Below are 21332 nucleotides of genomic sequence, written 5' to 3'. Positions count from 1 at the left end.
ATACAGATGCAGATATGATCAGGTAAAAGCGGGGGACATGAAATGGATGATATACACCGGATTTTGGATGTCATCGCCAATTCTAAGAAAGCTAAGGTACTGGCTACCATCATTAAAACTGAGGGGTCCGCTTATAAGAAAGAAGGGGCCTCCATGCTGATTTTAGGGGATAAAACAAGAGTCGGAATGTTATCCGCCGGTTGTCTGGAAGAAGATCTCGTTGAACGGTCAGAACAGGTCTGGGCTGCAGGAGAGCCGTTGATTGTCCGCTTTGATATGAGCTCGGAAGACGATTTATCCTGGGGACAGGGCATTGGCTGTAATGGTGTTTTGACGGTTTTACTTGAGCCTGTAAAAGGGGAATTGGAACGAAATCTGATGACAGTCAAGGCATGCTTAGATGAAAAAAAGTCTGTGACCCGAATGAAACGATTCACGGAAACGTTAGAGCCGAAGGAAGAGCTGTACATAGTGGAAGATGGCGAAGTGTTTGGAACCGGGGATGTTATGGAACAAGGCCGTATTCAAAAACTGAGACAGACGGAAAAGGGAATCAAGAGGGATGAACATACCTCTGATTTATTTTTTATCCATCAGATGGTGCCAAAACCTTGTTTATATGTATTCGGAGCAGGGGAAGATGCGAAGCCGTTAGTTTCTTTGGCAGCTGGCACTGGCTTTCATGTGACGGTGATTGACTGGCGTCCCGCTTTATGTCATCACGGCCATTTTCCTGAAGCCGGCCATTTGATTACAGGAGCACCGGAAGAAGTCATGGAAGGTCTGAGCATGACAAAAAGGGATTTTGTTGTCATTATGACGCACAGCTTTCAAAAAGATCAGATCATTTTACATACATTAAAAAACGAGAATGTGTTTTATAAAGGTGTATTAGGCCCCAGAAGGCGCACCGAGCGGCTATTAGGCGGAGCTGAGATTCCCGAGGATATTCATTCCCCTATTGGGCTTTCCATCGGAGCACAGGGCCCTCAGGAGATTGCTGTAAGCATTGTCGGCGAGATGATTAAAGAAATGCGAAAGCAAAGGTCTCTCTTATGAAAACAGCAGCCATTTACCTGGCAGCCGGTACAAGCAGACGCATGGGGACGGATAAGCGAAGTTTAGTTCTCAATGGAGTTTCCCTTGGAAGTATAGCTCTTAAAAATGCCTTGTTATCTGAATTAGATCATATTTTCGTTATTACGGGAAAGGGAGATCCACTGCATTGGCTTTCGGATTTTTTCTTTTTAGACCCCATATCAAGCAAGTGGAGCCAGGCAGAATGTGAGCAAGCGGGTAAAGGCCAAGGCCATTCTATACAATGCGGTGTGAAAAAAGCGGCAGAGTACGAGGCTGACGCCGTTATCATTCTCCTTGCAGATCAGCCGTTTGTCACCGCAGATATCATCAATACGTTAATTGATTCCTATCAAAAGGAGCCCTGTTATTCATTTATCTCCGCTGAAAATCAACATCTTCCTATGCCCCCCATTTTATTCTCAAATCAATGTTTTCCGGTATTGCTTCAGTTAAAGGGAGATCAGGGCGCCCGGCATGTCATCCGTGAAAGTATGATCAATATGGGAAAAATGATCAGCTTTCAAGACCCTTTGCTTTTTTATGACGTCGATACAGTTGAAGATTATACGCTGCTGCTGAATAAATTCGGGGAGTGAATGAGTTGGAGTATATCGGGAAGAGTGTCATTCGAAAAGAGGCCCTTGAAAAAGTGACGGGTAAAGCGAAATATACGGATGATTTTCAAGAAACAGGCACATTACACGCAAAAATGCTGGTCAGTCCATATGCTCATGCCGATATTGTGTCTATGGACTTTTCAGAGGCTTGGAAGATTCCCGGCGTGAGAGCGATATTGGGTGATGAACCTTTTCCGCTTGCAGGTGAAGAAATTAAAGACAGGTCGCCGATTGCTTATAAAAGGGTCAGATACCATGGTGAGCCGGTTGCTGTTGTTGTAGCGGAAAATCCGATTACAGCTAAAAAGGCAGCGGATGCCATCAAAGTATCCTATAAACCTCTTCCCGTCGTCAATTCCCCCCGTGAGGCCTTTCAAAAGGATGCGCCGCTCGTCCATGAAAATGCGGACCGCTATGAGAAGACAAAAGGTGTATTCCCGGTTCCGAAGACCAATATCGCAAACCTGGATAAGGTTAGAAAAGGAAATATTGAAGACGGGTTTAGGGAAAGTGATGTGACAGCAGAATTCCAGATTTCCTTTAACCCTTCTGATCACGCTGCGATGGAAACAAGATGCTCGATTGCTGAAATTCGGGCGGATGAGGAGATTATCATTACCACATCCTCTCAAGCTCCTTTTGCCATTAAAAAATTAATGCAGTGGTATTTTGGAATCGAACCCGGAAAGGTGATCGTCAAAACGCCTTTAGTAGGAGGAGCGTACGGGGGAAAAGCAGCCGTTCAGTTAGAGGTGATTGCCTATTTGGCATCAAAAGCAGTCGGAGGCCGGCCCGTCAAATTGTTTAATACGAGAGAAGAAGATCTGATCACATCTCCCGTTCATATCGGGCTGGATGCCATTGTCAAATTAGGGGCTGCAAAGGATGGAATCTTAAAGGCGGCGGACATTCAGCTTTTATTTGATGGCGGAGCGTATTCTGATAAAGGAGTGGACATCAGCCGGGCTGCGGTGGTTGATTGTACGGGTCCGTACGCGATCAATCATATACGGTGTGATTCATATTGTATGTATACGAATCATCCATATCCAAGTGCATTCAGGGGATACAGCCATGCTGAAGTGTTATTTGCCTTTGAGCGGACGATGGATGTATTGGCGGAAAAGCTGAACATGGACCCATTAGAACTCCGCTATAAAAATGCCATTCGCCCCGGTGACACCACACCGACTCAAGTTCTTCTCAATTCAAGCACGGTCGGAAATGTGCCGAAGTGCATTGAAAGATTGAAGGAATTAATGAATTGGTCCGAGGGACAGCGAATTGAAATCGATGGCCGGAAGATACGGGCAAAGGGAATCAGCTGCATTTGGAAAACCTCAACATTTGATACAAATGCAACGTCCGGGGTGATTTTAACCTTTAATCCCGATGGAAGCATTAATTTGATGTCAGGGGTAGTGGAAATTGGAACAGGGACAAAAACAGTGTTAGCCCAAATCTTAGCGGAACGAATGAAAATGGATATAAGCAAAATTCACGTAAAAATGCTTATAGATACACAAACAACACCCGAGCATTGGAAAACCGTGGGGAGCAGAGGGACGTTAATGGCCGGAAGAGCCGTACTGAATGCAGCGGAGGAAGCCATTCGAAAGCTGAAGGATGTGGCATCATGTGTGTTGCGGGTTCCTGTCGGGGAATTGGAAGTGGCCGACGGAAAGGTTTATTTTATAGATCATCCTTCTGTACATGTTGAAATAAAAGACATTGCTTACGGATATACGTTTCCAAATGGAAATACCATTGGCGGCCAAATCATTGCGAGCGGCAATTACACATTAACCCGAATGACGAATTTAGACCGGGAAACGGGAAGAGGGAAGCCGGGACCCGAGTGGGCTGTCGGTGCTCAGGGAATTGAAGTTGAGTTGGATAAACGGGATTATACGTATCGAATTACAAAAGCCTATTCTGTTGTGGATATAGGAACAGTATTGAATGAAAAAGCTGCAAGGGGTCAAGTGATGGGGGGGATGAGTATGGGAATCGCATTCGGAGGAAGAGAAACCTTTGTATTTGATTCATATGGCAGAGTATTAAATCCTCAGCTTAGAACATACCGCCCCCTTCACTATGGAGAGCAGCCTGAATATATCATTGAATTTGTTGAAACCCCGCATGTGATTGCCCCTTATGGAGCGCGCGGAGGCGGGGAACACGGACTGTTGGGGATGCCGGCAGCATTGGGAAATTGCCTTTCCGCCGCTTTAGGTGTCCAATTGAATCAACTTCCTCTCATTCCCGAACGATTATGGAGGACGCAAGAGGGGTGGAAAGATGATACCGTTTGATTTTGATTATTTTAAACCGAAGACCATTCAAGAAACAATCAATCTATTTCACTCGCTTGCGGCAGAAAAGAAAACACCAATGTATTATTCCGGCGGCACGGAAATTATCACGTTAGGAAGGCTGAATATCATCTATACGGATGCGGTGATAGATATGAACGCGCTTCCGGAATTTCAAACCATCCGCTTTTATGAAAATGATCTGGTGATCGGAGCGGGCGTGTCATTAACGAAACTGGAGGAAGAAAATCCATTTCCGCTATTAAGTAAAACAGTAAGTGAAATAGCCGATCGTACGACTCGAAATAAAATCAGCCTGGGCGGAAACATTTGCGGGGGCATCTATTACCGTGAGGCCGTGCTGCCGTTGCTGATTTCTGATAGTTTGATAGGGATTGCAGGGAGAGCGGGGATTCATTACCGTCCCATAAATAAAGTATTTAACAAGGAAATACAGTTGCAAAAAGGTGATTTTTTATTTCATGTCGTTGTCGATCGAGCGTACGTTGACCTGCCATTTGTCAGTATCAAAAGAAGACAGCAGTGGAATGTCGGGTATCCATTGGTGACGGTCTGTGCGCTGAAAAAAGATGATGAGATCAGAATGGCCTTCAGCGGCGTATGTCCATTTCCGTTTCGTTCTGCTGAAATGGAGGCTGTGCTTAACGATAAAAGCCGATCAGCAGAAGAAAGAGTAAGCAGGTCTTTACAGTATGTACCCAAACCCGTTCTTGATGACGCAGAAGGCTCAAGTGAATACCGAATGTTTGTCTTGCAAAATACAATTTTAGATGCCTTACGGGAATTAGAAGGAGGTCCAAATGTCTGATCCTATTACGTTGAAAGTAAATGGCGAGGAAAGACAGATTACGGTCAGGCCGGCTGATACTTTGTTATTTGCTCTTCGTCTTCGTCTCGGATTAACTGGTGCAAAACCGGGCTGCTTAAATGGGGATTGCGGCGCCTGTACGGTATTAACGGACGGGGTGCCGATGAAATCTTGCTTAATGCTTGCGGCAGAAGGGGAAGGAAAGGACATTACGACAATTGAAGGACTGATCAATACGCCGATTCAAAAGGCTTTTATTGAAAAATTCGCGTTTCAATGCGGTTATTGCACACCGGGTTTTCTCATGAATTGTCATGCTTTGGTGAATACTGAGCCGAATGCAAGTGATGACACGATAAAAAATTGGCTGGAGTCCAATATTTGCAGATGTACGGGTTATAGGGAGATTGAAGAAGCGGTTAAATCCGTTTTACATACAGGGAAACCGTAAAAAAAGAGCCCAGAGAATCATCCCTGAACTCCATATTCTTCACTTCATATACCGATACTCCCGCAGCTTCTCCAAAATCGCCACTTCTTTCATCAGTTCTTCACCGACGTTTGTTTCTTTCACTTTCTTCCGCTCCAGCTCTTTGTCGACTAATCGTTTCACTGTTAAGACGTCGGTTCCGGTGCTCAGCACTTCGGCCTTGGAGTTAAAGTGTTTATGGGCGACGAGCTGCATGCCGTAGGAGTTGTATAAGAGCGTGTAGCCGGCGATGCCTGTTGTGGATTGGTAGGCTTTGGAGAAGCCGCCGTCGATGACGATCATTTTTCCGTTTGCCTTGATCGGATCTTCGCCTTCGATTTCTTTTACCGGTGTATGGCCGTTGATGATATGGCCGTGGTCCGGGTTGAGGCCGAATTCCTTCAGGATGTTTCGGCAGGCTGCTTCGTCTTCACGCAAATAGTAATACGGGTTTTTCTTTTCTTTATGGGTTTCCTTCTCTTTAATGAAATACCGCTCAAAGGTTGTCATGGCGCGTTTTCCGAAGAGGGAAGAGTATTCGCCTGTCCATAAGTACCAAGTCATATCTGTCGCCAGATCATCGGTTTCTTCCGGATGGGCAAACGCTTCCCGTAAGAACCGTTCAAAAACATCTAGCAGCTCACGGCCTGCATAAGCTTTATCCTCTATCATCATCGTTTCCATGCTGCCGTTTTCATCGACGGGAATACAGCCGTGAATCAGCAGGTTGCCGTTATATTTTAAATAAAGGCTGCCTTTTTTCATCATAAAATTCATATGGCGGCCCAGCTTTTCGGAGTTCTGAACAGAGAACAGCAGCTTGTCCATGACTTCTGCTTCTTCTTCTAACAGCTCATCAGGCTGTTTGGGATTCACCGTCGCAAAGCAGGTGTTTTCCAGTTGATATGTTTTTCCGTTCAGCGTGATTTCATTGCGGTCATAATCGATCTTTTCCAGTAACAGCCGTTCCTCCATATTAAAGTTCGGCCGTCTCTTAATAATCGGGCTCTCAAGCTTGAATTGGATCATCGCGATCGCCTGATGAATTTTTGTGATTTGTTTAATCTCATCTTCCGGTCTGTTTTCGTCCGCTTTCGGGCGGAAAGACGGGTTATCATCGTAATATTTTTCGGCAAGGTTCAATAGCGGTCTCAGATTGATGCCGTAAACGTCTTCAATAATATCCAGATTGTCATAGCGGGCACAGATGCGGATAATGTTTGCCAGGCATACTTTTGAGCCGGAATAAGCGCCTATCCAGAGAACATCATGATTCCCCCATTGAATATCCACTGAATGATAGTTGATCAGTTCTTCCATGATCTTATCCGGCTGCGGTCCGCGGTCATAAATATCGCCGACAACATGCAGATGGTCGACCACCAAACGCTGCGTGCTGTAGGCAAGGCCGGTGATCAGCTTATCGGCCTGGCCGAGCGCAATGATCTGTTCTATGATTTCGGAGTAGTATTGTTCTTTGTTGGCGGCTTGTTCTGTTTTGTACAGCAGCTCTTCAGAAATATAAGCAAATTGGGCGGGCAGTGCTTTGCGCAATTTGGAGCGGGTGTACTTGGAAGAACAATAAGAAACGAGCTTAATCATCCGGTGAATCGTTTCTTTATACCACTCGTTTAATGCCTCTTTCGTATCAAAGTCATGTTTGATCAGCTTCAGTTTGTCTTCCGGATAATAGACCAAAGCCGCCAGTTCATCAATTTCTCTATCGTAAATGACGCCGCTGAAAATATCGCGAATCTTCTCTTTAACCCTTCCTGAACCGTTCCGCAGCACGTGCTGGAATGCCTGATACTCCCCGTGCAGATCACTGACGAAATGCTCGGTTCCTTTCGGCAGGTTCAGTATCGCTTTCAGATTAATGATTTCCGTGACCACTTTTTCTTCACAATCGTATTTTTGTGCGAGCAGATCTAAATATTTCGTTTCCAACCTCGTCCATCCCCTTTTTATTTACGAGCAATTGTATGATAAAGTGAATTTAAAGTATGACATAATGTTTAAATGATTAGACCTTATATGATAGTACCGCATAACGCCTTTTTGAGACAATGAAAACGGAAAATACGGCGCTTCAGGCATCAAAAATTGGACCGGGATAACGCCGTGCAGCTCATCCCTCTATTGACAATGCATTCAAGTTCCATTAAAATAAAAAGTTAGCTGATAGGTATTTCTATTAGAAACTCAATACGTAGCAGGCTATGATTGCTGTGGGTCGAACTACAGCAGGAGCGGCTTCTGGAGAGACCGCGGGTTTTCCGCGGCGCCGAAGGGTTCACAATCTCAGGCAAAAGGACAGAAGAGTACCGAATATGTATTTGTCATGCTGTTGATTGTCAGCGGCGCAGATATAATTTGATATTCTTATGACCATGAGATTGGAGGGCATCCAATCTCTTTTTTTATTGGCTTTTTTTGCTCGTCGTTCACTAGAGAGGTAAGGAGGAGTCAGATGTGGAGCAGCGAGAGCTAAAGAGGGACTTATCGAATCGGCACGTGCAGCTGATCGCCATTGGCGGCACGATCGGCACCGGATTGTTTTTAGGGTCCGGTAAGGCGATTCAGCTGGCGGGTCCTTCTATCATCTTTGCGTATTTTATTGTAGGTATTGCGCTTTTTTTCGTCATGCGGGCGCTGGGAGAACTGCTGTTATCTAAAGCGGGCTACCAATCATTAACGGATATTGCCGAGGCGTATTTAGGACCGCGTGCAGCGTTTGTCACCGGCTGGACCTACTGGTTTTGCTGGATTATGACGGCTATGGCGGATGTGATCGCCGTCGGTGTGTATGTGAAATATTGGTTTGATATTCCGCAGTGGATTCCGGCACTTATCTGTTTGCTCATTTTATTAGGGCTTAATCTGTTAACGGTTAAGATTTTTGGAGAATTGGAGTTTTGGTTCGCCTTAATTAAAGTAGTCACGATTCTCGCGTTAATTGTCATCGGTGTGGTTCTGCTGGTGATTGGGTTCAAAACGCATACCGGAACGGTTTCAGCGGCGAATCTGTGGGAGCACGGCGGCTTGTTTCCGAACGGATTTTCAGGCTTTTTGCTTTCGTTCCAGATGGTGATCTTCGCCTATGTCGGTGTGGAATTAGTGGGTGTGTCGGCGGCGGAAACGTCAAATCCGAAAAAAAATATTCCGTCCGCTATCAATAAAATTCCATTGCGGATTTTATTTTTCTACGTCGGGGCATTGCTCATTCTTTTATGTATTAATCCGTGGATGCAGCTGAATGCGGCGGAAAGTCCTTTTGTAAAGACCTTCAGCCTGGTCGGCATCCCGTTAGCCGCGGGAATCATTAATTTTGTCGTATTAACGTCTGCCGCTTCTGCTTGTAACAGCGGGATGTTTTCAACAAGCCGGATTTTGTATAACTTAAGCAAAACGAAACAAGCGCCTGCAAGTTTTGCGAAGCTGAATAAAAATCATGTGCCGAGCCGCGCATTATGGATATCGGTTATTGTGCTGTCAGCTGGCGCTCTTTTAAGCAAATTAATACCGGAAGCGGCTTTTGGCATCGTGACTACCATCAGCGCGATTTGTTTCATTTGGGTGTGGGGCGTGATTCTTGTCTGTCATATCAGATACAGGAAAACCCGTCCGGACTTACATGCAAGCTCGTCTTTCAAGGCGCCGTTTGCGCCGTTTATCAATTACGCCGTGCTGGCGCTGTTTGCCGTCATTCTGGTGATTATGCTGTTTGCGGATGCAACGCGCCCGGCTTTGCTGCTGACGCCGCTGTGGTTTATTGGATTATTTCTTATCTATCGGGCGAGAGGGAGAAAGACAGATTGAATTGCTTCAGACGGTGTACTGCCATGCAGTATGCCGTTTTTTGTTTTGATTGGAAAGCGAGAATATTTGTTAGAAATCAGGCTATAATGATTGTATAATTTAAAAAAGTGTATAATTTTAAATTAAGCGAGGTGATGATATGAAGTATGAGAAGTTATCTAAGCTTTTTTATAAAATGGATGCTGATTCATATGAGAAAGAATTTAAAAAGAGAACAAGCAGCTATGGCAGTTATTCAACATCATTAAACATACGGGGGTTCCGAAAAGGCCGACCCACGGACGATTCATTTGAGCTATTTTATGTGAATACACATAAACTCATGAAGCTGAATAATGAAGTGTTGTTAAACAGTTCCAAAATTTCATCCCTTATCAGTCAGCTCCCCGAATTTGCCGTCAAACCTTATTTTGATAAATTAATTATTAATGAAGCACAGAGTAATAATGAAATTGAAGGAATCCGCAGTACAAAAAAAGAATTGAAAGAGGCTCTTAAAGCGTTAGAACAATCCGAGCCCTCACATAAGCGGTTTGTCGGATTGATGAAAACATATCAATTTATAGACCGAATTCCGTCGTTTACAAGCATTCATGACTTTAGGGAATTATATGACGAGCTGGTCGCAGATGAAATCGGAGCAGAAGATGCGCCGGATGGTGAGCTATTCAGAAAAGGCTATGTTGAAGTGAACGATGGGAACATGACCACCCATATCGGCGTTAATTCTGAACAGAAGATAACAGAAGCGCTTGAGGCTTTAATTGCTTATCTTCATGATGAAACACATCCCCAGCTGTATCGTTACATGACAGCTCATTACTACTATGAATACATTCATCCTTTTTATGACGGCAATGGAAGAACAGGACGCTTTATCGTTGGGAGTTATTTGTCCCGATACTTAGAAAAATATTCAGCCATCACTTTTTCTTACGCAGTTAATAAGAACAAAGATAAGTATTATAAGGCATTAGAGGAAATTCCCGCACCTTTAAACCGGGGAGAGCTGACTTTTTATTTAATGGATATGCTGGAATTGCTTCTGTCAGGACAAAAAGGAATTATTGAGGATCTTGAATTTAATTTAATGAAACTGAAACGAATTAGGAACTATATTGATAGCGATCAATGGGCTGATTATAAAGATGAACGTGATATTTTTAATATCATTATCACGATTAATGTATTTGTAAATGATCAGGTTACGCTGTCGGTGCAAGATTTAATGGAGCTCTCAAATAAATCGAGACATAAAATTAACAGAGTAATGGATTATTTAGAACAGCAAGGATTTGTTGAGCTGGTAAGCAGAAGGCCAAAATCTTATAAAATCAGCGAGGATTGTTTAGAGGAAATACTGCCTTCTTAATTAGTATATTTAAAAAAGCCGCCATTCATATGGCGGCTTTCACATTAATTCCGGATCAAATAATCAAATGCGCCTAAAGCGGCAGTTGCACCTGATCCCATGGAGATAATGATTTGGTTGTACGGGCCGTCTGTGCAGTCCCCTGCGGCAAATAGGCCGGGAACGCTTGTCGCGCCGCTCTTATCGACGATGATTTCGCCGATGCGGTTGCGTTCGACCGTTTCGTCTAACCATTCTGTATTAGGCACGAGGCCGATTTGGACGAATACACCTTGGAGTTCAACGTGTTTTTCTTCGCCTGTTTCACGGTCAACGAACGTAATGCCGTTTACGTTTTGGTCGCCTGTGATTTCTTTCGTTTGTGCATTTTTGTGCACAGTGACGTTTGGCAGGCTGTAAAGACGTTTTTGCAGGACTTCGTCTGCTTTCAGTTCAGGCGCGAATTCCAGCACAGTCACGTGATTGACGATACCTGCAAGGTCAATCGCCGCTTCGATTCCGGAGTTTCCGCCGCCGATAACGGCTACGTCTTTGCCTTCAAACAATGGTCCGTCACAGTGCGGGCAGTATGCAACACCTTTGTTTTTGAACTCTTGCTCACCAGGTACGTTGACATTGCGCCAGCGGGCACCTGTTGAAAGGATCACTGTTTTACTTTTCAGTACAGCGCCGTTTTCGAGTTCAAGTTCGAAGAGGTCTTTTTTCTCAAGGCGTTTCGCGCGCTGAAGGTTCATGACGTCAATATCATAATCTTTCACGTGCTCTTCAAGGCTTGCAGCGAGCTTCGGTCCTTCAGTCGCTTTGACGCTGATGAAGTTTTCGATGCTCATGGTGTCGAGTACCTGGCCGCCGAAGCGTTCAGCGACGACACCGGTGCGGATGCCTTTACGCGCCGTGTAGATGGCCGCGCTTGCGCCGGCAGGTCCGCCGCCGACAACAAGAACGTCAAACGGCTCTTTGTCGGCAAACTCAGACGCATCTGCGCCGCTGCCCATTTTTGCGAGAATCTCTTCGATGGTCATACGGCCGCTTCCGAAAGATTCACCGTTTAAGAATACAGTCGGAACAGCCATAATGTTTTTGCTTTCCACTTCTTCTTTGAATGCCGCGCCGTCAATCATTGTATGAGTGATATTCGGGTTGAGCACGCTCATCATGTTTAATGCTTGGACGACATCAGGGCAGTTGTGGCACGTCAGGCTGATATAAGACTCGAATCGGTATTCTCCGCTGATGTTCTTAATCTGGTCAATGACCTTTTGATCAGCCTTAGGCGCTCTGCCGCTGACTTGAAGCAATGCCAGCACTAATGATGTAAATTCGTGGCCGAGAGGAACACCGGCGAATGTAACGCCTGTGTCTTCTCCGGTACGATTAACGCTGAAGCTCGGTGTTCTGTTTAATTCAGTTTTTTCAACTGAAATTTTAGATGACATGGAAGCCAGCTCGTCAACGAGAGCCAGCATGTCCTTAGAAGTGTCATCGTCACCGGCGCTTACTTTGAGAACAATGTCGTTCTCAATTAGCTGCATGTATTGATTTAATTGTGCTTTGATATTTGCATCAAGTACCAATGGAATGCACTCCTTAGATTTTACCTACCAAATCAAGGCTAGGTGTAAGTGTTTCGCCGCCTTCTTCCCATTTAGCCGGGCAGACTTCACCTGGGTTTTGACGAACGTATTGAGCTGCTTTTACTTTGTTTACAAGGTTGCTTGCGTCACGGCCGATACCGCCTGCATTGATTTCAACTGTTTGGATAACGCCATCAGGATCGATGATGAATGTTCCGCGGTCAGCAAGACCAGTTTCTTCGTCAAGAACGTCGAAGTTGCGGGAGATCGTTTGAGATGGGTCACCGATCATTGCGTAAGTGATTTTGCCGATTTTTTCAGAGCTGTCATGCCAGCCTTTGTGTACGAAGTGAGTATCTGTAGAAACAGAGTATACTTCAACACCTAATTCTTTCAGTGCAGCGTATTGTCCTTGAAGATCTTCAAGTTCAGTCGGGCAAACGAAAGAGAAATCCGCTGGATAGAAGCAGAAAACGCTCCATTGACCTTTCAAATCTTCGTTTGTTACATCGATGAATTCACCGTTTTTGAAAGCTTTTGCTTCGAATGGCAGTACTTCTTTTCCGATTAAAGACATAATATCTTCCTCCTGAAATGTGATTTGAAATATATTAAAAAGACAAAGCATTCACTTTATCTTTCAATAATAATTCTAATTATATATAGATTATTAAATAACATTTATTTTTTGTCAAGCTATATGGGGTATTATTTTCTGCTTTTTTTGCTTTAGATGTTTAAAAACGCCTGGTATAAGCGGTTTGGCGCTGTTTGTCATGTTTAACGCCGGGCGAAAGGGGGATTCTCAATTGGTGCAGAATAATATCAAGAATCCACCCTCTATATGGTAGTATAAACCAAAGAGGGGACGGTCATGCAAATAAAGTAACTTTGTTCAGGAACACTTTTATGAACGGGTGTTAGGTTTTTTAAAAAAATGATCAGTCCGGTGTTCAGAATTTAAAGATATATATTTGTTTTGAACTTATTCAATTATGGATAGCGGATGTTCTTATATTAGCTTTACCTCATATATCATCATGAGATTTAAGTGTGAAATGAAGATGGTTTTACGCAGGGGTGTTAGGAACGCAAAAATAATATAAATATCAAGCCAGTTTTAACAAAGACGTTAAATAGGAGTGTAGAAGTTGACCATACCAGGATATCAAGAATTTATGTACCCTTTTTTAAAAATTCTTTCAGATAAAAAGGAGCACAGATTACAAGACTTATACGTGAAATTAGCAGAAGAGTTAAACCTGTCAGAGGAAGATGCAGAAAAATTATTACCCAGCGGAAACCAAAAAGTACTTCATAATCGAATCGGTTGGGTAAGAACATATTTAAGTAAAGCCGGTTTAATCGACATTGTTAGACGGGGTGTTTTTCAGATCACCAGCGAAGGCTTAGAAATAATTAATGACCCGAGTGTCGCCAGTATAGATAATAGATTTCTAATGAAGTATAAGAGTTTTCAGAGATTCAAGCAGACGGGTAAAGACAGCAATCAACAGGAAAGTGAGCCGTCGATTACTTCAGAGCCCAGAACTCCCAATGAAATTATTGAACAGAATTATAATGCTGTTAAAAATGAGATTAAAGAAGAGTTACTGAACCAAATATACAAATGTTCTCCTGCCTTTTTTGAAAAACTAGTCGTAGAATTGCTTGTTGCTCTTGGATATGGCGGTTCATTAACAGATGCAGGCACGGCTATAGGGAGATCTGGAGATGGCGGCATAGATGGAGTTATCAAAGAAGACATTTTAGGGCTGGATATGATTTATCTTCAAGCCAAGAGGTGGAAAGATTCTGTTTCAAGGCCGGAAATACAAAAATTTGCGGGCAGCCTGGATGGGAAAAAAGCGAAAAAGGGTGTGTTTATTACTACATCTGTATTTACTGATGGCGCAAAAGAATATGTTAAAGTGATCGATAAAAAAATTATATTAATTGATGGAGAGAGGCTAACGGATTTAATGTTCAACTATAATGTCGGCGTTAGTTTAGAGAATACTTTTGTTATCAAGAGAGTAGACCTGGATTATTTTGAAGAGTGATTAAAAAGAGGTGCTGTTAAAAACAGCACCTCTTTTTCGGAAAAAAATGGATGATCATCTTTACAATGCTATTTTCGAAACCGATAATAAAAAGACAGTTTAAGTAGTGGTAAATCATTCAAACATAATAAAAAAAGGGTGATCAAAAATGGAAGTTAGAAAAACAAAGTTCAATTATTTATACATTGTTTGGTCTGGGCTGACAGTTTTGATTTCTATTATGATCTTCAGAAAATTATTTCCTTTGGCGCTTTTTCCAACGGTTTTTCTTTTTTTATCCGTTTACGGATTGTTGTTCTTTATGAATTATGGACTTTTTGGAGACTGGAGAAATAGAATAAGGGCTGGGTTAAGGCGCCCGGCAACCATTGGAGAAAAGGAGTACCTTGAAAGGTTAAACGATGAAGTTTTTGTAAGCGTACAAAGACATTATCCTCATGTGAAAAAAGCGGATCTTTTTTTAATAGATGATGAGGGTATTAATGCATTTGCACTGGGGTTTAAAACGATAGGATTGACTTCGGCGGCTATGAGAAATTTAAGTGATGGTGAGCTAAAAGCGGTACTGGCCCATGAGTATGCGCATCTTGCTTTTAAAGACACATTACACCTTGTGATGTTTAATTCCAGTTTTACTATTTTGAGTATCGCACTGTTGCCGCTGTATGTGATGGGATTTTTTATATGTTTTATTCTGGGGTGTATTGAAGGGCTTCTGAACGGCGGATCAAATCCTTCTGTGTCTGGGGGGTTATTAAATATATTCTTTAGGCTGGTCGGATGGTGTTACATAACATACTGCCGTTTGGGATTTTATTTTGTGAATATCGGAAGCAGAGATTTTGAATATCGGGCAGATGAAGTAGCTGCGAAAGCGGGTTTCGGAGATGAGCTGTTAGAATTTTTCTATCGGATTGAACGTGAAAATATTGACATTCGAAAAGGTTTTATCGCTTTATTAGCTTCCACTCACTCCTATACAGCTTACCGAATTGAGAATATTGAAACATTTTTGACCGGAGTCAGACAAGAATATTGATATTCATTGTCTTTATAACCAAAGGGGGTATGATCATGCAAATAAATAACATTACTTTGTACAGTTGTGCGTTGGAGGAGACGAAACACTTCTATGAACGGGTGTTAGGTTTTCCTTTAATTGATGAGTCCGGTGATTCGTTTACCATCAAGGCGGGAGAAAGTGAGTTGGAATTCAGGCGCGCCGATTCTCACTCTCATCCTACGTATCATTTCGCGTTTAACATTCCGAATAATCGTTTTGATGAGGCGAAGGCGTGGATAAAGGATAAAGTCGTTTTTCAAACGGAAGATGGCGAGGATGAGGTGTATTTCTCTCATATTCAGGCGCGTTCCTTTTATTTCAAAGATCCGTCCAACAATCTGGCGGAATTCATCGCGAGAGAAACATCGCCGCCAAGCGCGGAACATTTTTCGATTGAGTCCGTTCTGAATATCGGCGAGGTGAATCTGACGGCTGCCGAAGTCGTATCAACCGGGAGGAAGCTGCAGCGTTTCGGCATTCCGGTGAGAAAGCATGCGCCTCTTAGGGAAAATGGGTTTCATTTTATGGGTGATTACAATGATGGGGCGTTTTTGCTTTTAGGGCCGAGCGGCCGCCGCTGGATTTTTTCTGATCAGCATGCGGAGTTCCATCCGCTGTCTGTTATTGTGAACGGGACGATCCGCATTGAGGCTGACGGAAAGGGCGGCATTGACATCAGGCGGGCACAGCCGTCATAAAAAAGCCCGGGCTCAAAAGGCCCGGACTTGGGGACATTATTTATAGACAACACGGGTGCTGCACATGATGTCGTGCAGCGTTTTTTTCTCTCCGAAGGCGCCCATGATGAAACCGATATAAAGAATGAGCTTAGATATGATATATGCGAAAGCGCGTCCGAAGGCCTGGCCGATGGATATCCGTCCGCCATCCTCATTGACGACCTTAAGGCCGAGCAATGCTTTTCCCAGTGTCCCCTGCATCTTTGAGGCCGTGAGCAGGCTGAAATATAAGATACTGATCACAAAAGAGCTCGCAAGAATCGGGATGACGCCGAACACCAGAAAAGAGATGTTAAACTGATTTTCGGTCATGAAGGGGTCAGCCGCCGCAACGCCTGCCGCAAATAAAAAAGAGACCATAAATTGAATGATAAAAATCGGAATTCCTATGATGATTTGATCAATGACGTAAGCCAGAAACCGAATCCAAAATCCTGCCGGTCTTTCCATGTATCTTTTTCTCTCCCTTGCTCTAATCTGGAATATTATACGTAATCATTCCGGATTTTGCAACGGAGCTTAAGCTTCTGCGAGCAGCCTCTTTCCCCATGCCAAGCGTCCCATGATCAGCCCGAAAGCCAGAAGGGCAAACATGATGCCGCACCACATCAGCTGATGGATTCCCAAATGTGAAATAAACCAGCCGCCCGCCGCCGTTCCGATGGTGATGCCGAGGTTGGAAAAAGAGACAAACAGGCTGTTGCCGAATTCGGGCGCCTCCTTTGCTTCCGCAGTAAGCCAAGTCTGGCTGACAATGAGACCGCCGGAATGAACGGCGCCCCATACGAAGACAAGGACGGCCATCGGCGCGAAAGACGTCCCAAACCCGTATATGAGCAAGTAGGCGGCTGTATAAAGAAGCGGAAACAGGATGACGGTCTTTTTCATATTTTTATATAACAAAGCGCCGAAGACGAAATTCCCGGCTATCATAATCACTCCGAAGCTCATCAGCATGAAGCTGACCCATGTGCCGTTCATATGCGACACCCGTCCGAGATACTCCGCAAAATAACTGTAGACAGAAAACATGGCCGCAAAGAGACAGGTGACGGCAGCGATATTGAGCCACAAAGCCGGTTTGCGAAGGATGCCGAGCTGACTTCTGAAAGACATTTTTTCTGTGACCGGCATGGATGGCAAAAAGAGAAGAATGCCCGTGAATGCGATGAGACTGATGATAGCGCCGAATAAGAAGGCGGCTTCAAGGGAGAGACGCTCCGCCAGATAAGACGTGAAAGGCACGCCGAACGCAAAGCCGGCGGTGATGCCTGAAAAGACTTTCGTTACGGCTTTTCCGGATTGGCCGGCGGGGACAAGCCGGGCCGCGGCCGCAAGCCCTACAGAAAAGAACACCGGGTGGCATAAAGCCGGAATGATCCGAAACACCAGCATGACACTGAAATGCGCCGTATACGCGTAGACCGCATTTGAAACGGCGAACATCAGCACCGCCAAAAGCAGAATGACTTTCCGGTTTATGCCTGAAGCAAGCAAGGTCAAAAACGGTCCCGACACAGCGACGATGAACGCGAAAATACTGACAAGCCACCCCGCTTTTGAAGCAGAAATATGAAATCTGTCCGCCACTTGCGGAAGAACGCCGATAATGCCCATTTCGGTCGTGATAATTCCGAAAACCCCTAGTGCCAAAAATAGAATGAAGATGGAGCTGCTTTTTTTCATTGTTATGTATGCCTCCTTTTATAACTACATATACAGAAAAATAGATATGTCAGAACAAAAAAAGCCCTCCTTTCATGGTTATAGCTGGTGCTGAACATAGTCAGCAAAGGCTTTAATTTGTTTTTCATTCCTTCTGTAATAGGTCCACTTTCCGATTCGTTCGGATTCCAGCAGGCCGGCTTTTTGCATGGTCAGCAGGTAGCTGGAGATGACGGACTGCGCAAGCCCCGACTTTGCCTGAATATCACCGACGCAAATTCCGGTGCGGAAACTGAGTCCCTGCTCAAGATAAGGTCTTTCATCAAAATGGTCTTCCGGGTGTTTAAGCCACGTCATAATATCACTTCGTGTTTTGTTAGATAGCGCTTTATGAATCAATATCGGTTCCATAACGTTTATTATATCTATTTTTCTGGATTTGTAAATTCGTTTTTAACAAAACATTCTCAAAATAACTAAATATCGTGCTAAAATATAACATATTATCAGATTACCGGTAAAAAAGCCGGGTTATTGTCAGGAGGATATTCACATGAATCAAAAGAAAAAAGGTACGGTTGCGGTGACCTTGCTTTCCGCTCTGCTGTTTTGTTTATTGCCGGTCCTCGTCTCGCTTTCTCCGCTTGCAGAAACGGGGCCGAACGCAAATCGTTTTAATTCCGCGGGCATGTGGGCCGCCGTCGGCCAGATCCTTGTTATATATGCGGTTCCGCTCATTATGTATATTCTCGGTATTCGTGTCATGAAAATCATCATGGCCGTTTTTTGCGGAATCGGGCTTATCATTTGCGCGGCTGTCTTGTTGGTGACGTTATTGACCGCAATTTCCTTAGGGCAGGAGCTGTCTCTTTATTACGGCCTTTTCGTTTGGTCAGGCGCGGCTTTTATCGTCAATGTGGTGTGGTATATTGCCGCGTTTCGATCATCCCCGAAGCATCAGCAGGCTATGTGACATTTGTTCTATAAATCTACCGAAAATACAAATATTTCATAGGTTAATTATGGTATGATCGAAGTGATATAGCAGCTTTTAATAGAAACGGGAGGAACTGACATTGAAAAAAAAGACAGCTTCATTGCGAATGAAAACATTGGCGGCCGGCGCTGCGGTTGCTGCGGCTTTATCTGTGGGAGCGGTTTCTGATCTGCCGGGGGCAAAATGGCTGCATCCGGCGGCTGCTCAAGCTGCGGAAACGGTATTTAAACAAAATCATGCGGCATCCGGTTTCTTGGCGGGACGGTATGACGCGCAGGCGATGTCTCCGACGATGTTCAACTGGTCAAGAGAAAGCCGGTTTACAAGCACTGCCGATGGCGCGTTAAAATGGGAAAAGAATGTTCCGGCCAATCCTCAAAACGGTGCGGGAGCCGCGGTTGACGGGGACGGCACCGTATTTATTCAATCAAAAGACGGGAAGCTGACGGCGTATCATCCGGACGGTACTGTGAAATGGGTGACGGAAAACCTCGGGACGACCTATACGCTGACTCCGGTGCTCGGAACAAACGGTGTCATTTATCTTCCTTCTCACGATAAAAAACTGTATTTCATCGACAAAGAAACCGGAACCATTTTAACTTCAGTTCCGCTGAGCGGAGCGCCTAGTTCCGATGCGGCTATCGGATCTGACGGCACGCTGTATGTGTCGACGCTGGATAACTATATCTATGCGATTAAACCGACGTCGCCTTCGACATGGACGCAAAAGTGGAAGTTTAAAACAAACGGCGTGGTCGGCTCCGCTCCCGTGTTAGCATCAAACGGCACTCTGTATACGGCAACGTACAATAATATCTTTTACGCGATCAATTCCGGAACGGGCCAAGTGAAATGGTCAAAAACGACGTCCAACGGGTTTAAAGGCTATCCGGTTATTGATAGAGACGGCACCGTTTACGCCGGAAACCAGGACGGCAACTTATACGCCTATACATCAACGGGTGCTGTAAAGTGGACGTTCCCGTTAAACGGTTTCTCCAGCTCTTCATTAGCGATCGACCATAACGGCAATGTGTATATCGGTTCCGGAAGCGGCGAGCTGTTTTCCATCAGCAAAACCGGCAATATGAACTGGTCTTTCTATACGGACGGGCCTGTGAGAACGGCGCCGCTGATTGATGCGGACGGCAATGTGTACTTCGGTTCTGACGATAAAAATGTCTATGCGGTTGACGCTGACGGTAATGAAAAATGGCGCTATCAAACAGACAGCAATGTCATTTCCTCCCCGGTTCTGGCTGAAGACGGCACGCTTTATGTCGGCACTTATACGAAACTGCTCGCATTCGGGCCAAAAAAATCATAAAAAAAGAATCCGCATGCGCGGATTCTTTTTTTATTTAGAGGCTTGAATAAATACGCCTTTTTCATGAGAAAATTCTTTAAAGCCGTACACACCGTGATATGAACCGATCCCGCTCGTATTGACACCGCCGAACGGAAGGTTGACGTCAGTGAAATGAACGACGACATCATTGATAGAAGCATTGCCGGATGTCGTATGCTGCAGCACATAATCGATCAGCTCCTGATTATGGCTGAATACATACAAGGCAAGCGGCTTGTCCCGTTCAGTGATGTAATCAACGGCTTCACTGATATCTTCGTAATTCATAATCGGCAGAATCGGTGCGAAGATTTCTTCCTGCATGATCTTCATATCAGGCGTGACGTTTGTCAGCACGGTCGGAGAAATCGTGCGGTCATGCGCATCGAATACGCCGCCGAAGGCCATTTTTGCCCCTTTTTCAATAGCATCATCATATAGGGCTTTGACACGGTTAAAGTTGCGGTCATTGACAATCTGCGTGAATTTGTTGCGGTCAACCGTATGATCATCCTCCATAAAACCTGCATTGACAATGGTTTGCAGGAGATCTGTAAAGGTGCTCTGCACTTCTTTCTTCATAAGGAGATAGTCAGGTGCGATACATGTTTGCCCCGCATTGACAAATTTGCCGACGGCGATTTTTTTCGCCGCGTCCATCAAATCATAGTCGCTGTCGATGATCGTCGGGCTTTTTCCGCCAAGCTCAAGCGTGACGGACGACAAGTGCTTCGCTGCTGCCGTCATGACGATTTTACCGACATTCGTGCTTCCGGTGAAGAAAATGTGGTCAAACGGCTGGTCGAGCAGTTCTGTGGCGACATCGACCTCACCTTCAAAAATGGCGACTTCTTCTTCGTGAAATGCCTCGCGAATAACTGTCGCGGCGATATGGCTCGTCTCCATTGTAAAATCGGACAGCTTCACAATCGCGCTGTTGCCGGCCGCAATGGCAGCTGCAAGCGGAGCCATCGTCAGCATAAACGGATAATTCCACGGGCCGAGAATTAAGGTAAGGCCTTTTGGCTCGTACATTAATACGCCGTCAGCGTCGGGACTGACGGATGAGCCGACGCGTTTCGGCGCCATCCAGGTGTCGAGATTGTTCATATTATCTTTAATCGCCTTAATCGTTCCCTGCGTTTCCGCTCTTTTTACCTCATGATAAGGCTTGCGGACGTCCCGTCTGATCGCCTCGATGATTTCTTCTTCATGTGCGGTGACGGCATCTAAAAAGCGCTGAAGCTTTTCTCTGCGCTGCCCGGCTGTTGAAGCACGCAGCGTTTTTTGATTTTTTTTCTGAAGCTCAAAGACGCGTTTGATGTCTGCTTTTATATGCTGATCCATCGGTCTTCCTCCTCTGGTTGCTTTTTTGTTT

19 protein-coding genes and 1 riboswitch are annotated in these 21332 nt (G+C 44.7%); of the genes, 12 read left to right on the top strand and 7 right to left on the bottom strand.

The window, feature by feature from the left end:
- Positions 1–42: 42 nt before the first annotated feature.
- The 5 genes from NYE42_RS19880 to NYE42_RS19860 are packed head-to-tail and all read left to right on the top strand — an operon-like array spanning position 43 to position 5292.
- Positions 43–1059 (top strand): XdhC/CoxI family protein, encoded by a 1017-nt coding sequence (locus NYE42_RS19880; protein ID WP_352426675.1) that lies wholly within the window; start codon positions 43–45, stop codon positions 1057–1059.
- Entirely contained in the window at positions 1056–1676 is a 621-nt protein-coding gene (locus NYE42_RS19875) for an NTP transferase domain-containing protein (protein ID WP_342497158.1), read from the top strand. Before NYE42_RS19880 ends, NYE42_RS19875 begins: the two co-directional genes overlap by 4 nt.
- 5 nt (positions 1677–1681) lie before the next feature.
- Positions 1682–4012, top strand: a complete 2331-nt coding sequence (locus NYE42_RS19870) for a xanthine dehydrogenase family protein molybdopterin-binding subunit (protein WP_352426674.1) — start codon at positions 1682–1684, stop codon at positions 4010–4012.
- Positions 3999–4841 carry an FAD binding domain-containing protein gene (locus NYE42_RS19865; protein WP_039253227.1) on the top strand — a complete coding sequence of 281 codons (843 nt, stop codon included), beginning with the start codon at positions 3999–4001 and terminating at the stop codon, positions 4839–4841. Before NYE42_RS19870 ends, NYE42_RS19865 begins: the two co-directional genes overlap by 14 nt.
- Positions 4834–5292, top strand: a complete 459-nt coding sequence (locus NYE42_RS19860) for a (2Fe-2S)-binding protein (RefSeq protein ID WP_015418586.1) — start codon at positions 4834–4836, stop codon at positions 5290–5292. The genes NYE42_RS19865 and NYE42_RS19860 overlap by 8 nt, the downstream gene beginning before the upstream one ends.
- Before the next feature lie 39 nt (positions 5293–5331).
- Here NYE42_RS19860 and fbp read toward each other — a convergent pair whose 3' ends face one another.
- Positions 5332–7257, bottom strand: coding sequence for a fructose-1,6-bisphosphatase (gene fbp, locus NYE42_RS19855; protein WP_014419314.1), 1926 nt, complete (start codon positions 7255–7257; stop codon positions 5332–5334).
- A 299-nt stretch (positions 7258–7556) separates the two neighbouring features.
- Positions 7557–7637, top strand: a riboswitch (glycine riboswitch).
- A gap of 145 nt (positions 7638–7782) precedes the next feature.
- Between fbp and NYE42_RS19850 the strand changes: the two genes are divergently transcribed.
- Together NYE42_RS19850 and NYE42_RS19845 are read left to right on the top strand one after the other, a co-directional pair.
- A complete protein-coding gene (locus NYE42_RS19850) occupies positions 7783–9129 on the top strand; it encodes an amino acid permease (RefSeq protein ID WP_007614904.1) in 1347 nt (448 codons plus the stop codon).
- Between the two features lie 139 nt (positions 9130–9268).
- A complete protein-coding gene (locus NYE42_RS19845; protein ID WP_327997420.1) occupies positions 9269–10501 on the top strand; it encodes a Fic family protein in 1233 nt (410 codons plus the stop codon).
- Between the two features lie 44 nt (positions 10502–10545).
- On the opposite strand, the gene ahpF is transcribed toward NYE42_RS19845, so the two are convergent.
- A complete protein-coding gene (gene ahpF / locus NYE42_RS19840; RefSeq protein WP_007614902.1) occupies positions 10546–12075 on the bottom strand; it encodes an alkyl hydroperoxide reductase subunit F in 1530 nt (509 codons plus the stop codon).
- Positions 12076–12088: 13 nt separating this feature from the next.
- Positions 12089–12652 (bottom strand): alkyl hydroperoxide reductase subunit C, encoded by a 564-nt coding sequence (gene ahpC / locus NYE42_RS19835; RefSeq protein ID WP_004393188.1) that lies wholly within the window; start codon positions 12650–12652, stop codon positions 12089–12091.
- 574 nt (positions 12653–13226) lie between these two features.
- On the opposite strand from ahpC, the gene NYE42_RS19830 reads away from it, so the two are divergent.
- From NYE42_RS19830 to NYE42_RS19820, 3 genes are all read left to right on the top strand, one after another.
- Positions 13227–14138, top strand: coding sequence for a restriction endonuclease (locus NYE42_RS19830; RefSeq protein WP_063093775.1), 912 nt, complete (start codon positions 13227–13229; stop codon positions 14136–14138).
- A gap of 148 nt (positions 14139–14286) precedes the next feature.
- The gene (locus NYE42_RS19825) at positions 14287–15177 is read left to right on the top strand and encodes a M48 family metalloprotease (RefSeq protein WP_265450987.1); all 891 of its coding nucleotides are present in this window, start codon (positions 14287–14289) and stop codon (positions 15175–15177) included.
- 35 nt (positions 15178–15212) lie between these two features.
- The gene (locus NYE42_RS19820) at positions 15213–15899 is read left to right on the top strand and encodes a VOC family protein (RefSeq protein ID WP_144464722.1); all 687 of its coding nucleotides are present in this window, start codon (positions 15213–15215) and stop codon (positions 15897–15899) included.
- 36 nt (positions 15900–15935) lie between these two features.
- On the opposite strand, the gene NYE42_RS19815 is transcribed toward NYE42_RS19820, so the two are convergent.
- From NYE42_RS19815 to NYE42_RS19805, 3 genes are all read right to left on the bottom strand, one after another.
- A complete protein-coding gene (locus NYE42_RS19815) occupies positions 15936–16391 on the bottom strand; it encodes an RDD family protein (RefSeq protein ID WP_014419310.1) in 456 nt (151 codons plus the stop codon).
- 69 nt (positions 16392–16460) lie between these two features.
- On the bottom strand, positions 16461–17627 hold the full coding sequence (locus NYE42_RS19810) for an MFS transporter (RefSeq protein ID WP_277507108.1): 1167 nt from the start codon (positions 17625–17627) through the stop codon (positions 16461–16463).
- Between the two features lie 78 nt (positions 17628–17705).
- A complete protein-coding gene (locus NYE42_RS19805; RefSeq protein WP_015240918.1) occupies positions 17706–18017 on the bottom strand; it encodes a helix-turn-helix transcriptional regulator in 312 nt (103 codons plus the stop codon).
- Between the two features lie 142 nt (positions 18018–18159).
- On the opposite strand from NYE42_RS19805, the gene NYE42_RS19800 reads away from it, so the two are divergent.
- Positions 18160–18579, top strand: a complete 420-nt coding sequence (locus NYE42_RS19800) for a DUF5391 family protein (RefSeq protein WP_017418531.1) — start codon at positions 18160–18162, stop codon at positions 18577–18579.
- A 130-nt stretch (positions 18580–18709) separates the two neighbouring features.
- Positions 18710–19933 carry a PQQ-binding-like beta-propeller repeat protein gene (locus NYE42_RS19795; protein ID WP_148660094.1) on the top strand — a complete coding sequence of 408 codons (1224 nt, stop codon included), beginning with the start codon at positions 18710–18712 and terminating at the stop codon, positions 19931–19933.
- A 30-nt stretch (positions 19934–19963) separates the two neighbouring features.
- On the opposite strand, the gene NYE42_RS19790 is transcribed toward NYE42_RS19795, so the two are convergent.
- Entirely contained in the window at positions 19964–21301 is a 1338-nt protein-coding gene (locus NYE42_RS19790) for an aldehyde dehydrogenase family protein (RefSeq protein WP_352426673.1), read from the bottom strand.
- Positions 21302–21332 lie beyond the last annotated feature (31 nt).

The sequence above is a fragment of the Bacillus sp. FSL K6-2865 genome (assembly GCF_040311405.1).
In the GTDB taxonomy this organism is placed as follows: Bacteria; Bacillota; Bacilli; order Bacillales; family Bacillaceae; genus Bacillus; species Bacillus velezensis.
Note: the sequence above shows the minus strand (reverse complement) of the source record. Positions and strands in the feature narration are given on the sequence as shown.

Coding starts and splice junctions, on each gene's coding strand:
- NYE42_RS19815 (WP_014419310.1), bottom strand. CDS start 16,391: ATGGAAAGACCGGCAGGATTTTGGATTCGGTTTCTGGCTTACGTCATT.
- NYE42_RS19845 (WP_327997420.1), top strand. CDS start 9,269: ATGAAGTATGAGAAGTTATCTAAGCTTTTTTATAAAATGGATGCTGAT.
- ahpC (WP_004393188.1), bottom strand. CDS start 12,652: ATGTCTTTAATCGGAAAAGAAGTACTGCCATTCGAAGCAAAAGCTTTC.
- NYE42_RS19800 (WP_017418531.1), top strand. CDS start 18,160: ATGAATCAAAAGAAAAAAGGTACGGTTGCGGTGACCTTGCTTTCCGCT.
- NYE42_RS19805 (WP_015240918.1), bottom strand. CDS start 18,017: ATGGAACCGATATTGATTCATAAAGCGCTATCTAACAAAACACGAAGT.
- NYE42_RS19880 (WP_352426675.1), top strand. CDS start 43: ATGGATGATATACACCGGATTTTGGATGTCATCGCCAATTCTAAGAAA.
- NYE42_RS19860 (WP_015418586.1), top strand. CDS start 4,834: ATGTCTGATCCTATTACGTTGAAAGTAAATGGCGAGGAAAGACAGATT.
- NYE42_RS19795 (WP_148660094.1), top strand. CDS start 18,710: ATGAAAACATTGGCGGCCGGCGCTGCGGTTGCTGCGGCTTTATCTGTG.
- NYE42_RS19820 (WP_144464722.1), top strand. CDS start 15,213: ATGCAAATAAATAACATTACTTTGTACAGTTGTGCGTTGGAGGAGACG.
- NYE42_RS19790 (WP_352426673.1), bottom strand. CDS start 21,301: ATGGATCAGCATATAAAAGCAGACATCAAACGCGTCTTTGAGCTTCAG.
- NYE42_RS19865 (WP_039253227.1), top strand. CDS start 3,999: ATGATACCGTTTGATTTTGATTATTTTAAACCGAAGACCATTCAAGAA.
- NYE42_RS19875 (WP_342497158.1), top strand. CDS start 1,056: ATGAAAACAGCAGCCATTTACCTGGCAGCCGGTACAAGCAGACGCATG.
- NYE42_RS19810 (WP_277507108.1), bottom strand. CDS start 17,627: ATGAAAAAAAGCAGCTCCATCTTCATTCTATTTTTGGCACTAGGGGTT.
- NYE42_RS19825 (WP_265450987.1), top strand. CDS start 14,287: ATGGAAGTTAGAAAAACAAAGTTCAATTATTTATACATTGTTTGGTCT.